This is a genomic window from Streptomyces sp. NPDC051104, from assembly GCF_040682835.1.
GTDB lineage: Bacteria > Actinomycetota > Actinomycetes > Streptomycetales > Streptomycetaceae > Streptomyces > Streptomyces cynarae.
The window spans coordinates 90,648-112,011 of sequence record NZ_JBFBBS010000001.1 but is presented as its reverse complement, the minus strand read 5'-3'; the positions used below and the strand labels follow the sequence as shown (position 1 = coordinate 112,011).

General features: G+C 68.2%; 22 protein-coding genes, 1 tRNA gene and 3 pseudogenes. 18 read left to right on the top strand and 8 right to left on the bottom strand.

Translation table 11 applies throughout. From position 1 onward, the window contains the following. The first annotated feature begins 130 nt into the window (after nt 1-130). Entirely contained in the window at nt 131-511 is a 381-nt protein-coding gene (locus tag AB0N14_RS00560) for a hypothetical protein (RefSeq protein WP_366023552.1), read from the top strand. Between the two features lie 40 nt (nt 512-551). Here AB0N14_RS00560 and AB0N14_RS00555 read toward each other — a convergent pair whose 3' ends face one another. Together AB0N14_RS00555 and AB0N14_RS00550 are read right to left on the bottom strand one after the other, a co-directional pair. Then, nucleotides 552-962 carry a (2Fe-2S) ferredoxin domain-containing protein gene (locus AB0N14_RS00555; RefSeq protein WP_366023551.1) on the bottom strand — a complete coding sequence of 137 codons (411 nt, stop codon included), beginning with the start codon at nt 960-962 and terminating at the stop codon, nt 552-554. Further along, the gene (locus AB0N14_RS00550) at nt 959-2,941 is read right to left on the bottom strand and encodes a heavy metal translocating P-type ATPase (protein ID WP_366023550.1); all 1,983 of its coding nucleotides are present in this window, start codon (nt 2,939-2,941) and stop codon (nt 959-961) included. Before AB0N14_RS00550 ends, AB0N14_RS00555 begins: the two co-directional genes overlap by 4 nt. Before the next feature lie 108 nt (nt 2,942-3,049). Between AB0N14_RS00550 and AB0N14_RS00545 the strand changes: the two genes are divergently transcribed. Next, nucleotides 3,050-3,454, top strand: coding sequence for a metalloregulator ArsR/SmtB family transcription factor (locus AB0N14_RS00545; protein WP_366023549.1), 405 nt, complete (start codon nt 3,050-3,052; stop codon nt 3,452-3,454). A gap of 261 nt (nt 3,455-3,715) precedes the next feature. On the opposite strand, the gene AB0N14_RS00540 is transcribed toward AB0N14_RS00545, so the two are convergent. Both AB0N14_RS00540 and AB0N14_RS00535 read right to left on the bottom strand, forming a co-directional pair. Next, nucleotides 3,716-4,027, bottom strand: a complete 312-nt coding sequence (locus tag AB0N14_RS00540) for a metalloregulator ArsR/SmtB family transcription factor (RefSeq protein WP_366023548.1) — start codon at nt 4,025-4,027, stop codon at nt 3,716-3,718. Nucleotides 4,028-5,483: 1,456 nt separating this feature from the next. Beyond that, nucleotides 5,484-5,618: a hypothetical protein gene (locus AB0N14_RS00535; protein WP_366023547.1), complete on the bottom strand. Its 135-nt coding sequence runs from the start codon at nt 5,616-5,618 to the stop codon at nt 5,484-5,486. Nucleotides 5,619-5,694: 76 nt separating this feature from the next. On the opposite strand from AB0N14_RS00535, the gene AB0N14_RS00530 reads away from it, so the two are divergent. Together AB0N14_RS00530 and AB0N14_RS00525 are read left to right on the top strand one after the other, a co-directional pair. Next, on the top strand, nt 5,695-5,931 hold the full coding sequence (locus AB0N14_RS00530; RefSeq protein ID WP_365731612.1) for a hypothetical protein: 237 nt from the start codon (nt 5,695-5,697) through the stop codon (nt 5,929-5,931). A gap of 294 nt (nt 5,932-6,225) precedes the next feature. Continuing rightward, nucleotides 6,226-6,609 carry a DUF6193 family natural product biosynthesis protein gene (locus tag AB0N14_RS00525; RefSeq protein ID WP_366023546.1) on the top strand — a complete coding sequence of 128 codons (384 nt, stop codon included), beginning with the start codon at nt 6,226-6,228 and terminating at the stop codon, nt 6,607-6,609. A gap of 197 nt (nt 6,610-6,806) precedes the next feature. Here AB0N14_RS00525 and AB0N14_RS00520 read toward each other — a convergent pair whose 3' ends face one another. Continuing rightward, nucleotides 6,807-7,859: a metallophosphoesterase gene (locus tag AB0N14_RS00520; RefSeq protein WP_366023545.1), complete on the bottom strand. Its 1,053-nt coding sequence runs from the start codon at nt 7,857-7,859 to the stop codon at nt 6,807-6,809. Between the two features lie 407 nt (nt 7,860-8,266). Between AB0N14_RS00520 and AB0N14_RS00515 the strand changes: the two are divergent. Together AB0N14_RS00515 and AB0N14_RS00510 are read left to right on the top strand one after the other, a co-directional pair. Further along, nucleotides 8,267-9,471: pseudogene (locus AB0N14_RS00515) on the top strand (site-specific integrase); the annotation flags it as partial. Between the two features lie 80 nt (nt 9,472-9,551). After that, nucleotides 9,552-10,277 carry a hypothetical protein gene (locus tag AB0N14_RS00510; protein WP_366023544.1) on the top strand — a complete coding sequence of 242 codons (726 nt, stop codon included), beginning with the start codon at nt 9,552-9,554 and terminating at the stop codon, nt 10,275-10,277. Nucleotides 10,278-11,178: 901 nt separating this feature from the next. Here the strand turns inward: AB0N14_RS00510 and AB0N14_RS00505 are convergent. Next, a complete protein-coding gene (locus tag AB0N14_RS00505; protein ID WP_366023543.1) occupies nt 11,179-11,544 on the bottom strand; it encodes a hypothetical protein in 366 nt (121 codons plus the stop codon). Between the two features lie 323 nt (nt 11,545-11,867). Here AB0N14_RS00505 and AB0N14_RS00500 point away from each other — a divergent pair, with 323 nt between their 5' ends. Further along, a complete protein-coding gene (locus AB0N14_RS00500; protein ID WP_366023542.1) occupies nt 11,868-12,383 on the top strand; it encodes a hypothetical protein in 516 nt (171 codons plus the stop codon). Between the two features lie 84 nt (nt 12,384-12,467). Here AB0N14_RS00500 and AB0N14_RS00495 read toward each other — a convergent pair whose 3' ends face one another. Further along, nucleotides 12,468-13,172: a multicopper oxidase domain-containing protein gene (locus AB0N14_RS00495; protein WP_366023541.1), complete on the bottom strand. Its 705-nt coding sequence runs from the start codon at nt 13,170-13,172 to the stop codon at nt 12,468-12,470. 63 nt (nt 13,173-13,235) lie between these two features. Here AB0N14_RS00495 and AB0N14_RS00490 point away from each other — a divergent pair, with 63 nt between their 5' ends. The 11 genes and pseudogenes from AB0N14_RS00490 to AB0N14_RS00440 all read left to right on the top strand — a co-directional run bounded on the left by AB0N14_RS00490 (nt 13,236) and on the right by AB0N14_RS00440 (nt 20,899). Continuing rightward, nucleotides 13,236-14,612 carry an FtsK/SpoIIIE domain-containing protein gene (locus AB0N14_RS00490; RefSeq protein ID WP_366023540.1) on the top strand — a complete coding sequence of 459 codons (1,377 nt, stop codon included), beginning with the start codon at nt 13,236-13,238 and terminating at the stop codon, nt 14,610-14,612. Nucleotides 14,613-14,697: 85 nt separating this feature from the next. Next, a complete protein-coding gene (locus tag AB0N14_RS00485; protein WP_366023539.1) occupies nt 14,698-14,907 on the top strand; it encodes a hypothetical protein in 210 nt (69 codons plus the stop codon). A gap of 22 nt (nt 14,908-14,929) precedes the next feature. Next, entirely contained in the window at nt 14,930-15,526 is a 597-nt protein-coding gene (locus AB0N14_RS00480; RefSeq protein ID WP_366023538.1) for a DUF2637 domain-containing protein, read from the top strand. Between the two features lie 11 nt (nt 15,527-15,537). After that, nucleotides 15,538-15,729, top strand: a complete 192-nt coding sequence (locus AB0N14_RS00475; protein ID WP_366023537.1) for a mobile element transfer protein — start codon at nt 15,538-15,540, stop codon at nt 15,727-15,729. An 11-nt stretch (nt 15,730-15,740) separates the two neighbouring features. Continuing rightward, a complete protein-coding gene (locus AB0N14_RS00470; RefSeq protein ID WP_366023536.1) occupies nt 15,741-15,935 on the top strand; it encodes a hypothetical protein in 195 nt (64 codons plus the stop codon). 14 nt (nt 15,936-15,949) lie between these two features. Further along, nucleotides 15,950-16,196, top strand: a pseudogene (locus tag AB0N14_RS00465) (SpdD protein). Between the two features lie 131 nt (nt 16,197-16,327). Next, on the top strand, nt 16,328-17,647 hold the full coding sequence (locus AB0N14_RS00460) for a replication initiator (RefSeq protein ID WP_366023535.1): 1,320 nt from the start codon (nt 16,328-16,330) through the stop codon (nt 17,645-17,647). After that, a pseudogene (locus AB0N14_RS00455) lies at nt 17,647-17,816 on the top strand (helix-turn-helix domain-containing protein). Before AB0N14_RS00460 ends, AB0N14_RS00455 begins: the two are co-directional and overlap by 1 nt. Then, entirely contained in the window at nt 17,813-19,186 is a 1,374-nt protein-coding gene (locus tag AB0N14_RS00450) for a site-specific integrase (RefSeq protein ID WP_366023534.1), read from the top strand. Before AB0N14_RS00455 ends, AB0N14_RS00450 begins: the two are co-directional and overlap by 4 nt. A 430-nt stretch (nt 19,187-19,616) precedes the next feature. Beyond that, nucleotides 19,617-19,913, top strand: a complete 297-nt coding sequence (locus AB0N14_RS00445; RefSeq protein ID WP_366023533.1) for a hypothetical protein — start codon at nt 19,617-19,619, stop codon at nt 19,911-19,913. Then, complete coding sequence (locus tag AB0N14_RS00440) at nt 19,910-20,899, top strand: hypothetical protein (protein ID WP_366023532.1); 990 nt, start codon at nt 19,910-19,912, stop codon at nt 20,897-20,899. The genes AB0N14_RS00445 and AB0N14_RS00440 overlap by 4 nt, the downstream gene beginning before the upstream one ends. A gap of 321 nt (nt 20,900-21,220) precedes the next feature. On the opposite strand, the gene AB0N14_RS00435 is transcribed toward AB0N14_RS00440, so the two are convergent. Then, nucleotides 21,221-21,292: transfer RNA gene (locus tag AB0N14_RS00435), tRNA-Arg, on the bottom strand. Nucleotides 21,293-21,364 lie beyond the last annotated feature (72 nt).

Sequence of the window (21,364 nt, the reverse complement as noted above, 5' to 3'; positions counted from 1 at the left end):
AGCATAGGCTGGTGGTGCGGCGAGGCGGTGTCAAATCACTCGCCCCCCAACTCGGTAGATCACCAGGCGAGTTCGGTCACCCGTGGCGCAAACAGGGGATTCCTTTGACCCATACGGAGGAGGCGCGGAGATGAGCGACACGGCGGGCGGCCGTCAGGGCCGTCCTTTCACCCTTGTCGTCTGCGGCTCATGTCATGCCGCCGCGGCCGGGCGGGTGATGGACGGGCTGCGCCGCGCGGTCCGGGGGTGCCCGCACGGGGTCATGGTCTCCACCGGTTGCCTGGCGCAGGTGCTGCACTGCCGGAGCGGCCGTGGGCTGTATGCCGCCGTGCAGGCGTGCGGGGTCGACCGCAGGCCCGCCGGGGCCGTCGTACGCCTGGGTCCGCTGGCGACCGAGGCCGACGCCGAGGCGGTCGGGGAGTGGCTGCGGGCCGGGATGCCCGACGACGGCACGCTGCCCGACCGGCTCCGGGCGGCCCCCGCTCCACGGCAGGCCGCCCAGCTCAACTGACGGGTCACGCCTCCCCGCATCCCGTGAACGGTGGTTGCGGTCAGCCGTCGATGGCTTGGCGGACGCGGCGGGAGGGGGTGAAGGCGTACAGGTCGAGTACGCCGGGTGGGTCTGCGAGCCCGGGGCCGCCGGCGGTGATCCAGGCGGCGATGTCGTCGGTGGCGGCGGGGTCGTTGACCAGGCCCAGCCACACCGGGCGCCCGCCGGCCGCCCGTCCGGCGGCGGAGGGCTGGACGACGATGACGTTGGCGTGCTCGCAGGCGTCCAGGCAGCCGGTCACCCGCACCTGTGCGGTGTCGGCGAGTGCCTGCCGCAGGCCGGCGAGCTGGGCGGCGTGGTCCACACCGGGGATCTTCGCCGTTCCGCAGCAGCAGCCGCGGCAGACGGTGACCGTGCAGCGGGCCGCCCCCGCGGTGGCGGGGGCGGTGGCCTTACGGGTGCGGCGGTTCACTGGCTGGTTCCGATCTCGGTGCGGGCGCGGCGCCAAGCGTGGTCGGCCAGCAGGCGCAGGCCGTTGAGGCCGACGATGACGGTGGAGCCCTCGTGTCCGGCGACGCCGAGCGGCAGCGGCAGGTTGCCGACCAGGTCCCAGATGACCAGGCCGGTGATGAAGACGCCGGCGATCGCGAGGTTCTGCAGGACCAGGCGACGGGCGCGGCGGGAGAGTGCGACGACGGTGGGGATGGCGGCGAGTTCGTCGCGCACCACGACCGCGTCGGCGGTCTCCAGGGCCAGGTCGGATCCGGCGCGCCCCATGGCGATGCCGGTGTGGGCGGCGGCCAGCGCGGGCGCGTCGTTGACACCGTCCCCGACCACCAGCACCTTCCGCCCGGCCTGCTCCAACTCCCGTACGGCGGCGACCTTGTCCTGCGGCAGGAGACCCGCGCGCACGTCGGTGATGCCGACCTCCTTGGCGAGCCGGGTCGCGGCGCGCGGGTTGTCGCCGGTGACCAGCACCGGCGTTGTGCCGGTCAGCTCGCCCAGGTCCGCGGTGGTGGCGGCGGCCTCCGCACGTAGCCGGTCGGCGATGCCGAGCACGCCGACCGGGATGCCGTCGGCCAGGACCAGCACCGCGGTGCGGCCCTCCTCCTCCAGATCGGTGGCCACCGCAGCGGCCGATTGGTCACTGCCCTTCAGCAGTCGGGTGGGGCTGCCGACGGCCACGGTGCGGTCCCCCACGGTCGCGGTCACGCCGGTTCCAGGGGTGGAGGCGAAGTCCTCCACCAGCGGAATGGTGAGGCCCCGGGTGTGGGCGGCCTCCACGACGGCGCGGGCCAGCGGGTGCTCGCTGGGGTGCTCAGCCGCTGCCGCCAGCCGGAGCAGGGCGTCCTCGTCCAGGCCCGAGCCATCCAGCGGCCGGATGTCGGTCACGCGCGGGGTGCCCTCGGTCAGGGTGCCGGTCTTGTCCAGCGCGACGGCGTCCACCTGCCCGAGCCGCTCCATGACCACGGCGGACTTCACCAGCACCCCGTGCCGCCCGGCATTCGCGATCGCGGACAGCAGCGGCGGCATGGTGGCCAGCACCACCGCGCACGGTGAGGCGACGATCATGAAGGTCATCGCGCGCAGCAGCGTGGACTGCACACCGGCGCCGAAGAGCAGCGGCACGACGAACAGCGCCACCGTGGCCGCGACCATGCCGATCGAGTACCGCTGCTCGATCCTCTCTATGAACAGCTGGGTGGGGGCCTTGGTCTCGGAGGCTTCCTCGACCATGGCCACGATGCGCGCGATCACCGAGTCGGACGGGTCGCGCTCGACCGTCACGCGCAGGGCGCCGGTGCCGTTGAGGGTGCCGGCGAAGACCTCGTCGCCCTCCTGCTTGGCCACGGGCAGCGGTTCGCCGGTGATGGTGGCCTGGTCGACCTCGCTCGCCCCGTCCAGGACCCGGCCGTCGGCGCCGATCCGCTCGCCGGGCCGTACCAGGATCGTGTCGCCGATGCCCAGTTGCCCGGCGGGCACACTCTCCTCGCTGCCGTCGCTCGTGAGGCGGGTGGCGGTGGCGGGGGCGAGGTCCAGCAGGCCGCGCACCGAGTCGGCGGTGCGGGCGGTGGCGATCGCCTCCAGCGCCCCGGAGGTGGCGAAGATGACGATCAGCAACGCCCCGTCCAGCACCTGGCCGATCGCGGCCGCACCCAGGGCCGCGACCACCATCAGCAGGTCCACGTCCAGTGTCTTGTCCTTGAGCGCCTTGAGGCCGGCCCAGCCGGGCTCCCAGCCGCCGGTGGCGTAGACGGCCGCGAACAGCGGGCCCCACGACCAGGCGGGCGCGCCGGTGAGGTACAGCGGCAGCGCGATCAGGAACAGCGCCAGGGCCGCGGCCGCCCACCGGGCCTCGGGCAGCGCGAAGATCCGGGTGTGCCGGCGGGGCGCGACCGTCTCGCGGGTGGCACCGCCGGGTGGGGCCGGGCGTGTGAGAGTGGCAGACATCGACAGGGGTTCCTTCACGGATGGGGGCGCGGTCCGACCCCACCACCGTAACAGGAACGAATGAAGACCGATTCATGCGTTCATGGGATCTTGCCGTATCCTGGGCGCATGGGTCATGGAGCCGCACCGCCTGCCGGAAGCGTCCCGCGCGCACGCCTGGACGCGGCCAATGCCGCCAAGGTGGCCACCACTCTGCAGGCGCTGGCGACCCCGTCCCGGCTGCTCATCCTGGCCCGGCTGCGCGAGGGCCCGCTGCCCGCGACCGAACTGGCCGCCGAGGTCGGCATGGAGCAGTCGGCCTGCTCCCACCAGCTGCGCCTGCTGCGAAACCTCGGCCTGGTCGTCGGCACCCGGCAAGGCCGGTCCGTGGTCTACTCCCTCTACGACAACCACGTCGCAGAACTCCTCGACCAGGCCCTCTACCACGTCGAGCATCTCCGCCTGGGCCTGAGCGACACCGCCGAGACCGGCGCGGAAGCAGGGCGTACAAGGGAAGCCGCCCCGACGATCTGACCCCTGGGCGCGCCGTGGTCGGTGTCAGGGCAGCCGAACGAGGCTGAGCCGGTAGTCCTCGACCTGCGGCACCGGCTGGGCGGCCAGACCGGAGAGCGTGTCCTGTTGGGCGGTGGGCAGCTCGCAGACGGCGGCCGGAAGGATGCTGACGGTCTGCGAGGAGAGGACCTCGATTCCCGGGCGCCACCGGCGTTCGCTCAGCCCGCCTGGACTCTCCTTACGGGTCGGTGATCAGCAGCCTTCGCCGCTCACGGGCTTCCCTCAGCCCGTGTCCCGCACTCCGAGGGGCAGGTGCTCGATGTGGTGGACGGCCTGGTCGAGGAGCTGGGCGACGTGGTCGTCGTAGAGGCTGTAGACGATGCTGCGGCCGTGACGTCGTCCGGTGACCAGACCCAGGGTGCGCAGCAGGCGCAACTGGTGGGAGACGGCGGACTGCTCCATGCCCACAGCGGCCGCGAGATCGCCGACTGGGTGAGGGGACTGCCGCAGGGCGAGCAGGATCAGCAGCCGGGAGGGCGTGGACAGGGCCTGGAGCGTGGCGGCGACGGAGGCCGCGGTGGTCCCGTCGACCATGGCACACGTCCTGGACGCCTTGGAGGCCAAGTTCCCCAAGGCAGCCCGGCGGTCGCGGCGCTGGCCGCGGGCCTACGGATCGGCACCGCCGCTGTTCTCCGTAGTTCCCCGCCGCGCACCCGTCAGATGGGCACGCAGCGGGCAGGTCGAACCGCGCTTCCGCCGGGGATGGAGTGATGCCAGGATGCGGCCATGCGGATTGGCGTTGTGACCTCCCGGACGGCTCGTCTCTGCGCTACGGTCGGCGGCATTGCGCTCGCCCCGATCCTTCTCGTGGCTGGCGGCCCTCTCCTCCGCTGCTATTTGCGGTACGTCTACAGCGACGGAGGTCCGGGGCTTGTGGACAAGGAACGTGGCTGGGTGAACCCCGGTTGGTACGTAGTCCACAACGTGGTCGTGCGGTGCCTGATCTGGCCTTCAGAGCAAGTGATGGCCAGGCTCGACCGCCGACGACCCACATGGCATCGCCAGGACGGTTCTTGACCACCGCCGGTGGCTTCCCAAACCGGTGACCATCTCGATGCGAACCTGCTGTACTACCGCCCGGACTTCGTCGGATTCGACATCGAGCTGCACACGTCCAGTGCTTGGAAGGCGCTCCGCTGGTTTGACGGGAGTAGGTCTCTGACCTGGGCAGTCGTATGGCCCGGCGGAGCCTTGCACGCCGACTTCGACAAGCATTCGACATGCTGTCTTCCGGTGCCTGCGGACGGCTCTGCCAGTAGCCGGTCTCTTCGCCCTCGACGTCCACGTACCAGGTGCCGGCGAGCTCCCAAGCAGCGGTGACCGTGGTCGTGCCCGTGCGAAAGGAATGCTCGCCCTCCCCCTCGGCTGTTTCGCAAACCAGCGATCGAGGCTGAAGGACCGCGCTGAGGACCGTGCTGAGGTCTCCGCATATGACGGCCAGTCGTCCCCGCTGGCAGTTCTGATCGTGTACTCGGCCACGGCGTCATCCTGGCCGGGCGCCTGCGAACCTGCCGTCGCCGAGAGGCGGGCTCTCAAAGGTTCCTCTCAGGAACGGCTGGCACTCTCTGCGTGGACACTGCCTGACTAGGAGAAACGCCATCATGACCGCTTACGATTCAACGGGCCCCCACGAGACGACCGCGACGTCAGTGCCGTCGGTCGCTGGAAGTTCAGGCGGCGCCGTACAGCGATCGCTGTCGAACACAAGCCGTCGACGGATCGGAACCGCTGCGCTGCTGTGTGCGGCAATCGGACTTTCCGCCGGCTGTGCCAACTCCTCTCCCTCGGCAACGAGCGGGTCCCCCTCGGGAGCGGCCGGGGGCCCCTCGGCCGCGGCCGGGCACCCCATGCCCGGAGGGAGCGGCTTCCCTGGCCGCCCCGGAGCCTCCGGTGGGGGATCCAACGCCCGCTCTGGGCCCGCGCCCGGGGGAGTAGTCGGCACGGTCGCCAGCACATCCAAGTCGACCTTCACGGTCTCGACGGCAACAGGTCAGACGGTCACCGTCGACGAGGCGTCCTCCACGACATACCGGAAGGGGACGGGATCGGCCACGGCGAGTGCCGTTGCAAAGGGCGAACCCGTCCTCGTACTCGGGTGGACCAGCAGCGCGATCGTCACAGCCACGAACGTCACCGTGCAACCGACTGGCGGCGTATCTGCAACTTCCTCGGCAATGCCCTTCAAGCAGGGTTCCCCGGCCGTGGACAAGAAAGTCGGGCAGATCCCGGCGAACTACACCGAGGGGGAAGGGACGCTCGTCATCGGAACCGAAGCGACCAAGGCAACGGAAGCTGCGCTGACCTCCGCCTACACGGGCGGCGTCGTCGACCGTGTCGTGAAGCTCAGCAACGGCGAGTACGAGGTCCATAACATCGGCACGGCATGGCCGCACCACATCTTCGTCGACCAGGCCTTCAAGTTCGCCGGCGCCTTCTAGGAGGTCCGCTCCAAGCTCAAGCGTCTGGTCAGCCGCGGCATCCTCACCGAGACCGAGCCCCCTGTTCACCCGGCCCGGCCCGTAACCCGGACACGAGCCCGCGACCAGCCGACCTCACCCAACCCCAACTCCGAAACGGGTATTACCTCGCAAATCGCCCTCAGTGCCTTCGCTGGACCCGTCGAGAGATGAATGTCGCTGACTGAGTGTAATCAGTACAGTTCATGGCGATCACCGGCAAGATCGAAGAGCCTGGTTATCTCCCGACGGGCCCGCTTTGGCACACTGCGGCCCATGACGACGAGCGATGTGGCAGAGGACGTCACCGAGGCTGCGTGGCAGGAGTGGCTTTCCAGCGACCGAGTCGACAGCACGCTGGTCCGGTCAGCGTATGCAGAGCCTCGGCTGCGACAGCTCTTTCCCTGGGTTGGCATGTGGGAGCTGCACTTCAGCCGCTGCACTGAGCATCCCCCCACGTGGGATATCCCGTATATCGCCCCGATGAAGGGCGGGGGCTTCCTTGTGGAGGGACCGTCTCGATCAGAGGTCGTCGGCCCGGCGGAGACGGCGGAAGCGGCCGTCGCGATCGTGGTCGGGCACCTATCTCCAGGCTGGGGCCCGGCCTTCCTGGGCAACCGGCATCAGCTCGCTCAGAAGGAGCAGGCCAAACAGCGGTGAACGTCCCCGCGCGGGCGTGACCCCCTTGAGCCGCGCCCTACGACACGCGCTCTGCGCCGCCGAGGTTCATGAACCAGGCCGCGAGACGGGATCCCCGAACCGTCCGCCGCACAGTCTGGTCGGATGGGGCGGGACGGGAATACGGCGTCGGCGGTCGGACCGCTGACGAGCGGACCGATCGCCGACGCACCCGGGTGTCAGGCGCCGGAACCGGCCAGGGGGACCCGGGTCCAGTTGAGGACCTGGGGGTTGTGTGGCTGGACGGTGACCTTCAGGTAGTCCTTGGCGTTGTTGGAGCCGTCGACGGTGATGCGGTGCAGGTTGGGCACCGCGGTGGTCAGGTGGTAGAGGGACAGCCACGAGGATCCGGTAGCCAGCGGCTGGTCGCTGTTGTAGAGGTGGCTGTCGCCGTTGAAGAGGTAGACCGGGCCGTCGAAGGCGGCCGACTCGCGGGCGATGGCGGCGACGATCGGCTGGAAGGCGTAGTAGTCGGCGTAGGAGGGATCGCTGACGGTGGGGTCGAACATGTCGGCCTGCATCATCAGGGTGACGGCTCGGTCGTGGTGGCGGCGGGCCGAGGCGAAGGTGTCGTGGATGGACTCGGTCACCGATGCCGTGCGGGCCAGTACCTCGGCGGCCTGCTCGGGGGTGGGCTGGGTGTTGCCGGTCCACGGCGCCATGCTGTTGTTGCTGCCCACAACGTCGACCGCGGCGAACGCGACGCCGGCGCGGGTGTAGCGGACGTCCTCCGGTATGCCCTCGTCGGCCTGCGAGGTCACCGGCACGCTGTTCTGGCCCAGGGTCCGGCCGGGGCGGGGGAAGAACACCTGGCGGATCTTGGCGAGGCGTTCCAGCGGGTTGTAGGAGCCGTTGTTCGGCCGGTGGCAGTCGGTCCACTCGTTGTCGCCCACCGTGTACACGAGCGGGTCCTTGAACTGGTCGAAGTCCGACTTGATCATCTGGAAGTATGCGTCGCTGCACACCGTCGAGCCGTTCTTGATGTCCCCGAGGTGCGTGACGAAACTGACGTCGGGGTCGGCGTTGATCTGGCTGATGACGTGCGGGAAGTCGGCGATCTCGGCGTCGCCGTAGGGCATGTCGCCGAACACCGCGAAGGTGAAGGGCTTGTCCTCGGTGATGGTGCCGGCATCTGCGGCGTGCGGGCGGGCCGATGCACTCCCGGCGGACACGGCGAGCGTGAGCAGGCTCAGGGCAGCGGTGGCGGACACGGCATGGCGCCACGATCTCATGGGTTTCTCCCTCGCGGTGGGGCGGCCCGGGCGGGCCGGGATACATCTGGTCAGCGGCCGGCGGGGGGTAGCGGTGCGGCTCACGGCGGGCGCGTGCGGCAGCCGGTGATCGGCCCGGCGGGAAGTGTGGCGGTCCCGGTTGACCTCGGGGTAGGTCGGCGAACGGACGGGCGGTGAATTCTTGCTGGCGCTCCGGTGGCCGGTCCGGGACCGTTCGCGCTGCGAGGGCGACGATCGGTGTGCTGGTCGTCGAGGAGGCGGAGGCGCTGTGAACCCAGGTCGTGACCGAGAGTGAGGTGCCACCCAACCCTGCAGCAGTCCCGGCAGCAGCACCTATTGCCGGGTATGACGAGACGCTCGCGAGTACACGCTACCGCCGGAACTCCAGGCCTCCACCCTTCGGGGACGAAGAGTTCGACACGGCCACAAGGCTGCCCGACTCGATGGTCGAGAAGGCAGCTTCCATGACCTGGTACGCCTTCGCTCTGAAGTACTTGGCCATGAAGGGCCTCACGCGGCGCCGAACACGCGCAACGGGATCAATGAGGCCCTGACCGCAGTAACTGTGGCTCTTCTCGACGATCGTCCGGGGCAGCCGTCCGAGGAACTGATCAGGAAGGCGCTCCGCAACTGGGCCTTTGTCCTTCCTGGCCCGGAGGAGCGCGATTTGCCGAGCGAGATCGCGAACACTTTGCATTGGGTGGGCAAGGCGTCGCGCCCGCTTTCGGACCTTGGGGACGCCGCGATCGGCAGGGCTGTCCTGGACTCGCTCAAGCTGAAGCTCGACGGGACGGCGGCAGCCGCGGAGACCGTCCGGCGCAAGCGTCGGACGCTCGTCAACGCGCCGCACTATGCAGTGGACCTCGGCGAGTTCAAAGAGAACCCGATCACGGGCATCCGCTGGAAGAAGCCGAAGGTCGCCGCGGAAGTCGATCCCCGGGCGGTCGCCAATCCCGCGCAGGCTCGTTCCCTGCTGACTGCGGTCTCGTACGTCGGTGGGTACGGCCGGGCGCGTGGCCGCCGGCTTGTCGGCCTGTTCGCCTGCATGTACTACGGCGCCTTGCGCCCGGCTGAGGCCGTCGGCCTTGCCGACGCGGACCTGAAGCTGCCCGAGGCCGGCTGGGGAACGGCGCTGCTGAACCGGACACGCCCCAGCGTCGGAAAGCAGTGGACGGACTCCGGCGAGACCCACGACGACCGAGGCCTCAAGAACAGGCCGGCGGAAGAGGTCCGCCTCGTACCGATCCCGCCCCAGCTCGTCGCCATCCTCCGGCAGCACCTCGACACGTTCGGCACTGCGGAGGACGGGCGGCTGTTCACCAACGAACGTGGGGGAGTGGTCGGCTCCTCGACGTACTACCGCGTCTGGCAGGAAGCCCGCGCGCTGGCCCTTCCGCCGGCCGCGGTCGCCTCCCCGCTCGCTGCGCGTCCGTACGACCTCCGGCACTCGGCGCTGTCGACCTGGCTCAACTCCGGGGTGGACCCGACCGAGGTGGCGGAACGTGCGGGCAACAGCGTTGAGGTTCTGCTGAGCCGCTATGCCAAATGCATCGACGGTCGGGAAGAGATCGCCAACCGCAAGATCGAAGAGCTGTTGCGCGAGTACGAGTGAGACCGGCTGCACATGCCTTGAGGCCCCTGGAATCCCAGGGGCCTCTTCGTTGCCGTAGCACCCCGTGGCAGTGTGTGCTCGTGCGCAATTCCACGGATGATCTGCCAAGAGTCCTGGCCACGTGCTGGCTCTACTGGATCGCTGTACCGACCGGTGACCGAGCAGGCGTCATGGAAATGATGGGGCTTGTTCAGCATCGTCCCGTGACGTTCGCCGAAGCCGAGGAGATCATCGACGAAGACGGCCACGGAGGAGCGGAGGACAACCCCGACGGGATGGCTCGGGTGTACGTCAGCCCGGAACTCGACGGGTGGACTTTGGTCATAGGCCCGTGGTGCGACCCGTGCGATGTCGAGCGCAGTGACGACGTGTTGCATCTCTGCAGGGATCTGAGCGCCCGCTACGGCCAGGCGCAGGCGTACTACTACGGGGCCCAGCGCGACGGTTCCGCCTGGCTCGTCGCTCAGGACGGCGTCGTGCTGCGGCGCTACTGCGAGACCGGTGAGGCCGAGAACGCCTACTTGACGGTGGGAGAGCCCCTGCCCATCGAACGGGCTCGCCGAGAGCAACTCGGATTGCCGGCGGTGTGGGACGAGGCAACGGAATCAGACGAGGATGAGGCCGAGTGGAAGTGGGCCGCGTTCGACCTCGCTCCTGAGATCGCCGCGGCTCTGGGTGTCAGTCCGCTGAAGCTGACGGCGGATATGCGCGTTGTGGGTACTGGGGTTATCGCTCTCACCCCGCACGCGGCAGAGGTTCGAGCCGAGTCCTCGCGCTTGGGCGCCGGGGCCGACCTGTTCACCTGATGGCCTCCTGGGCCTCGGGCCAGGCAGGCGCCGGTCCGGCTTCTACGGGTCTTGGTAATTCGCGGTGCTGAGCTCGGCCGATGCCCCAAGATCCTGTCCACGAATAGTCCACAGACCGTGTCATAGGGTCACTTCGAGCGGCAGACGCCTGCACATACACGAAGACCCCGACCGCAGCGTTTCCGCTGGTGACGGGGTCTCTGGGCACCTCATACAGGGTGGCCCCCGGCAACGGGCCCAGAACATGGGAACAGGGCAAGGGTGCGGTCGGGGGTGGGCATCTGGTCATCCAGGGGATCGTCCCCTTGAACCGATAGCCGCTTGGCAGCAGGTTCGAGTCATCGGCAGGACCTCCCGAGCCTGGGCTGGTTACTCCCTAGTCACTGTGACGTGTGGAGATGCCCTGCTGGTGGTGATGTCTAGGCATCTACCGAAGACGCGACCGGGCCGAAGCAGCGCCTCGCTGCTCTCATGTCCGTCACGTTGCGAGACGACGGCAAGCGCTTCGGCTCCGGCCTCCTGCCGTCCTGCGCTCCAGCCAGGGGCCGCCCTTCCTGGCTGTGGCTGAACCGCAGAGGGGTCATGAGCGCGTCGTGCTCACCGCCATGACGGCTGCGGCTGTGCTCACTGCGTGCGGATCCGGATCGGGTACTGCGCACGGACTGCAGCACCCCATGACATGCGAACAAGCTCAAGCCAAAGGCGTTAAGGGGCCCAGGGGTCACAAACGACGTGGAGGGGACCGACGCCAACCCACCGGGCGCGACATGGCGGAACTTCACGGTCAGCGCCAGGGCAAGTGTGCCGGGATGCTCCGATCAACATGTTTCCGAACCACGAGAGCTGATCACGTGGATCGCTGGGCGGTGAGCGTCGACGATCCACCGGGGCAGGCGACCGGTCAGATTCTGTCAGTCAGTTCCTCTGCGAACACCTGTGACAACGGTTGCGGTCCCACGTACCGCTGGCAGTTGCACTGCCCGGCTTCGTAGCGCAGCGGTTTCTTATTCTCGTCCCATGCCGTCGGCACCTCCACGCGTTCGTGGCAGCGACCCTGTTTGTCGTGCTTCGCCAGATGGTGTGTGCATCCGCACACCGGCTCTGGCGACTTGTACGCCTCTTCCACAGCCAAGCGTTCCTGCTGCGCGGCCTTCATCAGCTCCAGCTTCCGTTCGTGCCGGTTGCGCAGCGCCGTGCGGACCGTGTCGGCGACCCAGGCGAAGCCACCCGTCCAGAAGACGATGAGCACCCACCAGAACCAGTCCATCAACTACCCTTCCCCGTATGCTCCTGTGGAGCGGCCGGCCGTCGGCGCCGGTACCCGGTGCGCAGGACGCAGCCTCAGGTTCAGGATAGGTCGGCAGCGTTGTGTCCCAGTGTGCCCTCCCTGAGGACACGGATGACCGGGGTTGTCTCCATGGAATGCATCTGAAGCTTGCTCGCCTCTTCGAGATCGTGAGGAACCTCAGTCTCGCTCGTCTGCGTCCTCCCGTACGAAGTTCGCCCACAAGCCTGTGCCGGGCAGGGTTGGATATAGGCATGCACTCAAACGCTGATCAGCCACCTGGGACCATCGCCAAGGGGTCGGCCATGCTGATGGCCATCTTCGGTATCCTCTGGTGGTTGTCGGGATCGATGGCCATGGACATTGCGGCACGAGGAGCGGCCGCCGTCGCCGGTGTGGCTCTGGGGGCGATCCTCTGCTGGCTCGCTGCGCGACAGATCTCCGGGCACAGGAGCCATGACGTGTACGCCCGTGCCGCCAACAGGTTCCGCATGACGAATGTGATCCAGGCCGGGGCGATCGTGGCCGTCATCGTCATCGGTAACGCGACGGGTGAGCGGGGCTGGATTCCCGGACTGATCGCCGTGGTTGTGGGTCTTCACTTCCTGCCGTTGGCAGGACCTTTCGAGCGTCCCGAGTACCGGTGGGTCGGAGGCTTCATGGCCTTGCTGGGTGTGTCGGGGTGCGGCCTTGCCTTCGCCGGGGCACCGGCGGCTCGGGTACTGTCCGTGGTGGGGATGGGATGCGCAGTGGTCCTGTGGGCATCGGTGGTCTGGCTGCTGTCGGCCGCGCGGTCGCAACGCCGTGACCAGCTCGGCTGAGCCCTCGCGTACAGCGCCCAGCGGTGTCTGCCGGTCACCGGCTCGTCTGACGACCCGACACACTATGTAGTTGTAAGGGCCGATTCAGGCCCCGATCTGCATTTGACCCATCATCCCCATCATCTGGTGCTCCAGCATGTGGCAGTGATACATGAACAGGCCTTCGTAGTCCGTGAAGGTCAGTTTGATGCGAGCCGTCTCACCGGGGGCGACGACGACCGTGTCCTTCAGCCCCGACTCTCCGGGGGCAGGCGGTGCACCGTTGCGGTCCAGCACGGTGAAGTGGTTCAGGTGCACGTGCAGCGAATGAGGGATGTTCAACTCGGTATCGGCGTTGGTGATCTTCCATATCTCCGGTTTGCCGAGAGTGGGCCGGATGTCGATGCGGTCCATGTCGAAGGCTTTGCCGTTGATGAGATGCTGGCCCGTGGCCGGGTCGAACTTGAGGGTGAACTCTCGTTCCACGACTGCCTCGCCCTGTTCCGGCACATCACGCAGCCGGGCCGGAACGCTGCTGGGGTCCGCTGCCTCCCGGACCACGTCGAACCGAAGCACCTCTGGGGCCTCGCCTGGGAACGTGGCCAGGTTCTCCAGGACGACCTGCGAACCGACGGGGTGGCCGGAGAAGTCGATGACGATCTCCTTGCGTTCGGCGGGCCACAACGGGAGGACTGCGGTCGGGGCCGGCGCGGGCAGCAACCCGCCGTCCGAGGCGATCTGCACCAGATTGCCACCGCCGCGCAGCCGTAGGAGGAAGAAGCGCCTCGTCGGCCAGCAGCGGCACGGCATCGCCTTCCGCGCTGCCGCGGTTGCGCCGGCCGCGTTCCCGGTCTCCTCCGAGGCCGCTGCCTGATGACCGACCTGGCGACGCTTCTTGAAGCGGGTGGTCCCGTCGCCGTTCTCGGTGCTGGGGCCGCCTACGCCCGGGCCAAGCACCCGGGGGTGTACTGGTCCTCGGTCGGCCTGCCGATATCCACGGTCCGGCTTCTGGGCTCGTACGGGTCGGTCATGGAGGCGTGTGGCCTGACCGTTCAGCCTTCCCGGTTACGGGTCCTGGCCGTCAAGGCGACCACTCGCCGTGAGGTGCGGCCGGTGCCGCCGCGTCGGGGCATCATCCGGCCCACTTCGACCGGGCTGCGGCTTCGGCTACGACTGGGTCCGGGGCAGGAACCGGCCGATATCGCCGCCTCGGCGGAACGGTTGCGACACGCCTGGGGCGTGCACGCCGTGTACGTGACGGACGTGAAGCCGGGTGTGGTGGAGCTTCGGCTCGTCGGCTTCGACGTGCTGCGCAACGTTCGGATGCCCAGGAAGGCGGGTGGCGGACTCCTCAGAGTGCCGGTGGCCCTCAGGGAGGACGCGACGGCCTTCATACGGGACTACCGGACCATCCCGCACCAGCTCACCCTCGGCGCAACACTGTCGGGGAAGTCCATGTACCAGCGGCACCTGGTCACCGGGCTGGCACAGCAGCCGGTCGCGCTGGTCGGTATCGACTGCAAGCGGGGCGTGGAGCTGGCGCCCTTCGCCCCGCGTCTGTCGGCACTGGCGACTGATCCGCAACAGGCGGCCGAGCTGCTGCCGGTCCTTGTGCGGGAGATGGAAGACCGGTACGACCTGATCAAGGCCCGGCAGTGCATCGCGCCCAGCACCCCGGACGAGGAGATCACCTCCGACATCTGGGGACTGCCCGAGCATGAACGCCCGGTGCCGATCGTGCTGTTCGTCGACGAGGTGGCGGAACTCTTCCTCGTCGCCACAAGGAAGGACGAGGAACGGCGGGACGAGATGGTCACCCAGCTCATCCGCCTCGCCCAGCTCGGCCGCGCCGCCGGTATCTACTTGGAGGTGTGCGGGCAGCGCTTCGGTGCCGAGTTGGGCAAGGGAGCGACCATGCTGCGGGCCCAGTTGACCGGCCGGGTCTGCCACCGCGTCAACGACGAAGTCTCCGCCAAGATGGCGCTCGGCGACATCGCACCCGAGGCGGTCGACGCCGCATGCGCCATCGCACCAGAGCGGCCTGGCCTGGCCGTGGCCGGTGACACCTCCGGCGGCTGGTCCCGCATCCGTACGCCGTTCCTCTCCCTCGCCGACGCTGCTGAAGTCTGCCGGGAATCGGCGCACCTGGTGCCGGACCTGCCCGCGCTCGAACCCTTCCGGCCCGCAGTTCCGGCCCCGCCGACTGACCCCTCGGTATCGCTGGTCAAGCCGGTCCCGGTCGCCGAGTAGGCCGTTCACCCCTCCTCAACGGCCGGCACGTCCGACTCGTGCCAAGTCCCTACCCCGGCATGCCCGAACCCCGAGGGAGCCGCCTGTGTCCCGCCCGTCCATTTCCGAAGTCTCGGCGCTACTTGCCGACTTGACCGATCACCGCAAGTTCGGGGTCGGCGATTACGCCGAACTGATGAGCCGCAAAGCCGACCTGCTGGAACGTATCGCTGCTGATCAGCCCGGCGACGCCGAAGCGGCCGAGGTCGCCGCCGCTGCCCGCGCACGGGCCGACGAACTCAAGCCCACTGACTGACCGCACCGGAAGGAATCAAACCGTGCGCGCCCACCTGGCCCGCGTCGACGCGGTGCTTATTCAAGCGGTCATCGCCGCCGCGCTGTCCTTCGCCCACCTGCACGACCTGGCCTCGGCCGCAGGACAGCACGGGTGGAAGGCGTGGGCCTACCCGGTCTCCGTCGACCTGCTCTTGGTGGCGGCCTGGCGGCGACTGCGCTCCGGCGGGGCGAAAGCGGCCGGGTGGTGCTGGTTCTTCGTGGCGCTGACCGCCTCGCTCGGCGCCAACGTCGCCACCGCCGGCCTGCTGGACCTGGGCGCCGTACCGGCCTGGCTCCGCATCCTCGTCGCCGGATGGCCCGCGGTCGCCTTCCTCGGCGGCACCCTCCTCGCCCACACCGCACATGACGCGATCGGCGAACCCGTACCTGTCATGCCCGAGCCGACAGACCCCGAGCCCGAACGGCGACCGGCCATCGCTCCTTCTTCCGTACCGGTCCCGACCGCCCTGGTCGACCACGCCCGCAAGGTTGCCGCCGAACACCGTGCACGGACCGGAGCGGCCATCGACACCCCGACCCTCCGCGCACGGCTTGGTGTTCCGGCACAGCTGGCCGAAGCCATCGCCGCACAGCTCTGAAAGGAGCGCACATGTCCGCCAACCGCCGCTTCCGCAACGTCGTCCGCATCGACCCCGTCCAGGTCGGCACGTACTACGACGGCCGGGGCCGGGAGAAGCACACCGCCGCCTGCACAGCTCCGCGCTGTGGCTTCTCCACGGACTTCGACAGCCGCGCCGCCGCCGAGCTGGCTGCCCGCACCCACCGCTGCCCCGTCCGCTGAGGGGAGCTCCCGTGACCGTCTCACTCCCGCTCGTCTTCGTCCTGGGCGTCATCACCTGGGCCGCGATCAAGTTCCTCGGCATCCGCCTCTGGGTCGCTGTCGTGATCGCACTGTTCGGCTTCTGGCTCTCGCGCACCTTCCTCGCCCCCGCCATCGAGTCCGGCACCCGCTCCGGGGTCGGCGTCGTCAACGGCACCCACAAGTGACAAGGAGGTTCACCATGTTCCGCCCCAAGCTCCCCGACGTTCCGACGCTGCCGACGACGCCGGTCGTCCCTCAGCAGACGCAGGCTCCAGTGCCCCCCCATGGGCCGGTCACTCACGCCGTACGCGGGCGCGGTAGCCGCCGTGGTCGTCGTCGGCGTCGTCCTCACCGCGCTCCTGGCGGCCGTCGCCGTCACCGCCATGTCCGTGACCATCGCCGCCGTGGTCCTGCGGTCCCTGCTCAACAGCGCCACCAAGCGCTGACCGGCCGCCGGGGCGGCAAAAGCCGCCAAGCATCCCGCCGCCCCGGGGCCGTTTCCTCCCAACCGCTGAAACAGCCGAAAGGAAGTCCCATCATCACCCGGCAGCCTCCGCCTCCGCTGGCGGAACTCTCCATGCTGGCCTCACTCGGCACCATGCCCGAGCTGGCTCGCCAACTGTCCGGTCTGGGCGGCTGCACCCGACCTGTCCGCCTCGACGGCCACCGCACCGAATACGCGGTGGACCAGACGACCGGCGAGATCGGCCGCGTCCTGCACCACCTCGACTCGGCCACCCTCCCCGCCGGACAGCTCCTCGTCCGCTGCAACAACCGCCGCGCAACCCGCTGCGCGGCCTGCGCCGATACGTACCGCCGTGACACTTACCACCTGATCACCGCCGGACTCCGCGGCGGCAAGGGCACCCCCGAACGGGTCGCCACGCACCCGCGTGTCTTTGCGACTTTCACCGCTCCGAGCTTCGGCCCGGTCCACAACCGCCCCTCCGGTGGCCGGGACTGCCGCTGCGGCATCCGGCACGACGAGGGAGACGCTGTCCTGGGCACGCCCCTGGACCCGGAGACGTACGACTACGAAGCGGCCGTGCTGTGGAACGCGCACGCCGGTGCGCTCTGGCGGCGCTTCTCGATCTACCTCCGCCGTGAGGTCGCCAAGCGCGCCGGGCTCACTCAGCGAGCTTTCCGCGATCACGCCCGGGTTTCCTTCGCGAAGGTGGCCGAGTACCAGAAGCGCGGCGCCGTCCACTTCCATGCCGTCATCCGCCTCGACGGTCCCGACGGCGGCGACTCCCCGCCCCCGGTCTGGGCCACGGCCGGGCTGCTGACGGACGCCATCCGGGCCGCTGCCACCGCCGCGCGCGTCGACGGACCGGTGATCAACGATCAGGCGCATACGTTCGTCTTCGGCCGTCAACTCGACGTGCGCACGATCCGCTCCGCCGACTTCGACGGCGGCCAGGAGCTGACCGAGCGGGCCGTAGCGGCGTACATCGCCAAGTACGCCACCAAGGGCGCCGAGACAGCCACCGGCACCCTGGACCGTCCGATCAGGTTCCTCGCCGAGCTGGCCCAGGCCCGAATCAGCGAACACGCCCGGCGCATGATCCGCACTGCCTGGACCCTCGGCGCACGCCCCGAGCTGGCAGACCTCCGCCTGAGGGCATGGGCCCACATGCTCGGCTTCCGCGGTCACTTCTCCACGAAGTCCCGCCGCTACTCCACCACCCTCGGCGCACTCCGTGACGCACGCGCCGACTGGCGCCGGGCCCAAGCTGCCCCGCCCGTCCCGCAGGACGGCGAAACCACGCTCGTCCTCGCCCACTGGGTCTTCGCCGGTACCGGCCTGTCGAGCGCCGAAGCCTGGCTTGCCGAATCCCTCGAACCCGCTCCCGGAACGGAAGGAGAGCCGACATGGACGTCCGCCACGACGAACTGATGACCGTTCGCCAAGTCCTGGCCGAGCTGGGCGGCGTCTCTCGACGGACGTTCTACCGCTGGCGCGAGCTGGGACAGGGGCCGGCCGCATTCAAGCTGCCAATGGTGAGCTTCGGGTCTGGCGCAGTGATTTCACGTCGTGGCTTCGGCAGTTGGAGGAGGCGGCATGAAGTCTCTCGACGTCAAGGTCTGGGGTGTACGCAAGCGGGACACCAAGACACCCTCGTGCGGCGTCCGCTGGTCCGTCGCGGGCAACGTCTTCTCGGACTCGTTCCGTACCAAGGCGCTCGCTGATCACTACCGAACGAAGCTCATGCGCGCCATGCGGGACGGCGAAGAGTTCGACACGGAGACTGGACTTCCGGACTCTATGGAACAGAAAAAGTCGCCGTTGTCCTGGTACGACTTCGCCCTCAGGTACCTCGCGATGAAGTGGCCCCACGCTGCGCCCAATACGCGAGACGGCATCAACGAATCTCTCACGAGCGTCACCATGGAACTGCTCGTAGAGCGCGCAGGACGGCCGTCCGATGAGGAGATCCGCAAGGCCTTACGCAACTGGGCCTTCGTGCTGCCAGGGCCCGACGACCGTGAAGTCCCGGACAATGTCCGGAACGTTCTGCACTGGGTGGCAAAGGCCTCCCGACCGCTTGCGGATCTCACTGAACCCGCAACGGCCCGTGCGGTGCTCGATGGGCTGAAGCTGAAGCTCGACGGCACCGCGGCAGCGGCTGAGACTGTGCGGCGGAAGCGGCGGACCCTCGTCAACGCTGCGAACTATGCGGTCGACCTGGGGGAGCTTCGTGAGAATCCGATCACGGCGGTCCGCTGGCAGAAGCCCAAGGTCTCGAACCAGGTAGATCCGCGGGTTGTCGCCAATCCGGAGCAGGCCCGCAATCTCCTGGCGGCAGTCTCCTATGTGGGCGGCTACCGGCGTGCTCGCGGCCGTCGTCTCGTCGGGCTGTTCGCAGCGATGTACTTCGGTGGCCTCCGGCCTGCTGAGGCGGTTGGCCTGGTCGAGACTGACCTCGTCCTCCCCAAGCAGGGCTGGGGATCGGCACTGCTCCACCGGACCCGTCCTTCGGTCGGCAAGCAGTGGACCGACTCGGGGGAGACGCACGACGACCGCGGACTCAAGAATCGGCCGGCCGAGGACGTTCGGCCCGTGCCCATCCCGCCCCAGCTCGTCACCGTGCTGCGCGATCACCTGGCCACGTTCGGCACGGCGGAAGACGGGCGACTCTTCTTCAGCGAGAAGGGCTCGGTCGTCCCGTCCTCGACCTACTACCGCGTGTGGCAAGAGGCTCGGCTCCTCGCCCTCCCGCCGGCCGTCGCAGCTTCGCCGCTCGCAAGTAGGCCGTACGACCTTCGGCACTCGGCGCTGTCGACGTGGCTCAACGCCGGAGTGGATCCCACCGAGGTTGCCGAGCGCGCCGGCAACAGCGTTGAGGTCCTGCTGACCCGCTACGCGAAGTGCCTCGACGGACGGCAGGACGTCGCCAACCGGCGGATCGAGGACCTGCTTCGCGAGTACGAGTGAGGTTCACTGCCCGTTGCTCAGGGCCCCCTGGAACCGTCCAGGGGCCCTGCTGCTTCCCGGCGCACCTGTGACTAGGGGCCAGACTCGGCCCATAGCTCGTCCGCGGGGGAGTTTTTGGCGAGCGCCTGATGCGTGAGTGCTTCGTCACGTAGAGTGCGTGAACTACTCCGATCATGCCAGGAGCTGCATGCCTCCACTACCGCCTTTCGACCCGGACACTCTGTGTCCGCCTCCCGGTCGCTACCCCATCACGTGGGAGGAAGTTGAAAACACCTTGGTGCGGGGAGAACCCTTCCGAGATTCGAGCACTCGTCCTGGGCTGTGGGCCGAGCTGCAGGCGCATAGGGCAGCGGTTGAATGCTTGTTCGGAGGAGTGAGACGTATATGGCTGGCAGGTAGCTTCGTAAGCGGCAAACTGGACCCCAGCGATGTGGACCTTGCCTATCTGATTGACGCAGACGTCTACGGGGCAGTCACCGAGGCAGACGACATCGCTGACCTGGCCAACCTCAGTGATCGGGAGTGGTGCGTGAAGCACGGCATGCGCGTCGACGCCTACATCCTGAGTCTGCCTGCCACTGTGGACTTCCAGGATCTGGGGTTGGTTGGAGCGATGGCAGCCGGGGACAGCGAAGTCTTCCAGATGCTTGGTCTGTACGACGAAATCTGGCAGCGTTGCCGCGCGGGCGCTAACCAGCGCAGGGGCTACGTGGAGGTATCGCTATGAGCACGCCTCACAGCTTGCCTGACGCCACAGACAAGAACGCCCTGCGTGCCTGGCTGGCGGCTAGGCGGTCTGAGTCTGCTGAGAAGCCGGCCCCTCGCACGATGGCTGAACTACGGTCTGTCCAGCTCAAGCGGCTTGCCAGGTCCATGGAGAGTGGCACGGAAACAGAGTCTCACGAGCGCCAGGAGCGGCCTGTCCTGAGGTTTGCCCTCGATGGCGATGCGGTGCGTAGTCATCGCATCGAGTCGGCTGTCCTAGGCGACTGGCTCCGGGCCTTCCAGGCTGCGGTCCAGTCTGTGGCCTACGCACTGGATGACCTCCGTCCGACAAGGGACTCGGGACCCGTACCCAAAGAGATTCAACGGATGACCAGGCTGTTCTCTGGCCCGGTCTTCGCATCCTCGTACGGCATGGTCTTGGAGGGGGCTCCTGACCTCGAACAGGGAGAGCTGCCGGGCACTGGTTCTGACGTGCTCCTAGACAGAGCGATCAACCGGATCTTTGATGTGGCTGACCGAGCAAGCTCTGGTGTCGATGCTGAGGACGCTGTCCTCGATGCTGCATTGCCATTGGGTCGGCGAGTGATCAGCCATCTGTCGGAGCTGTCGGACGTTCTCGCGTCTACCGGGACCAACGTAACCCTGACCTGGGAGTCGAAAGCAACGTCCCGCCGCACATCTTCTCTGAGCTCGGAGAGCGCTGACCGCTGCCGACAAGCCCTGAGGGCGGCGCAGGTCGAAGACACCAACGATCGCCTCGTTGGCACAGTGGTCGGAGGCAGCAAGCTACGCGGAGTAATCGAGCTTGAAGTTGAGGGTAGGGGCGTCGTAGTCGTCCGCACACCAAAAGAAGATGTGACCGGTCTCCTCGCGGCCTATGCAGAGCGGCAGGTAGTGGCAGATCTACATGTTCTAACGGCGCGATCACCAGGTGGGCGCGAGCACCGAAGCTACGTCTTGCTCGAACTTCAAGAGCCAGCTTTCTGAAGAACCTGCGTAGCTTTGCCGCTTCAGTGGTGTCCTAGAGGACGGTAGGCGGCTGGCATTTCCCGGCTCAGCGCCCTCCGATGCGGCGCAGGTGCGGTGTTGTTGAGGTCCCGCGAGCGGTCCTTGGAGGTCAGGGGCTGGGGCGGCCAGCCCCTGCCCGACTTTGGCGCCCACCTGCGACGACGCCTCAAGATCCCGTCCACAGCTCGTCCACAGACCCCGACATACGCCCGCTCCGGGCGGCATACGCCTGCACAAACACGAAGACCCCGGCCTCAGCGTTTCCGCTGGTGACGGGGTCTCTGGGCACCTCATACAGGGTGCCCCCGGCAGGATTCGAACCTGCGCACACGGCTCCGGAGGCCGTTGCTCTATCCCCTGAGCTACGGGGGCGTGTCCCGCGCTGTTGCGCTGACGGGTAGAACCCTACCAGCTCCTTCGTGGTGGTCATGAACGGTTTCCCGG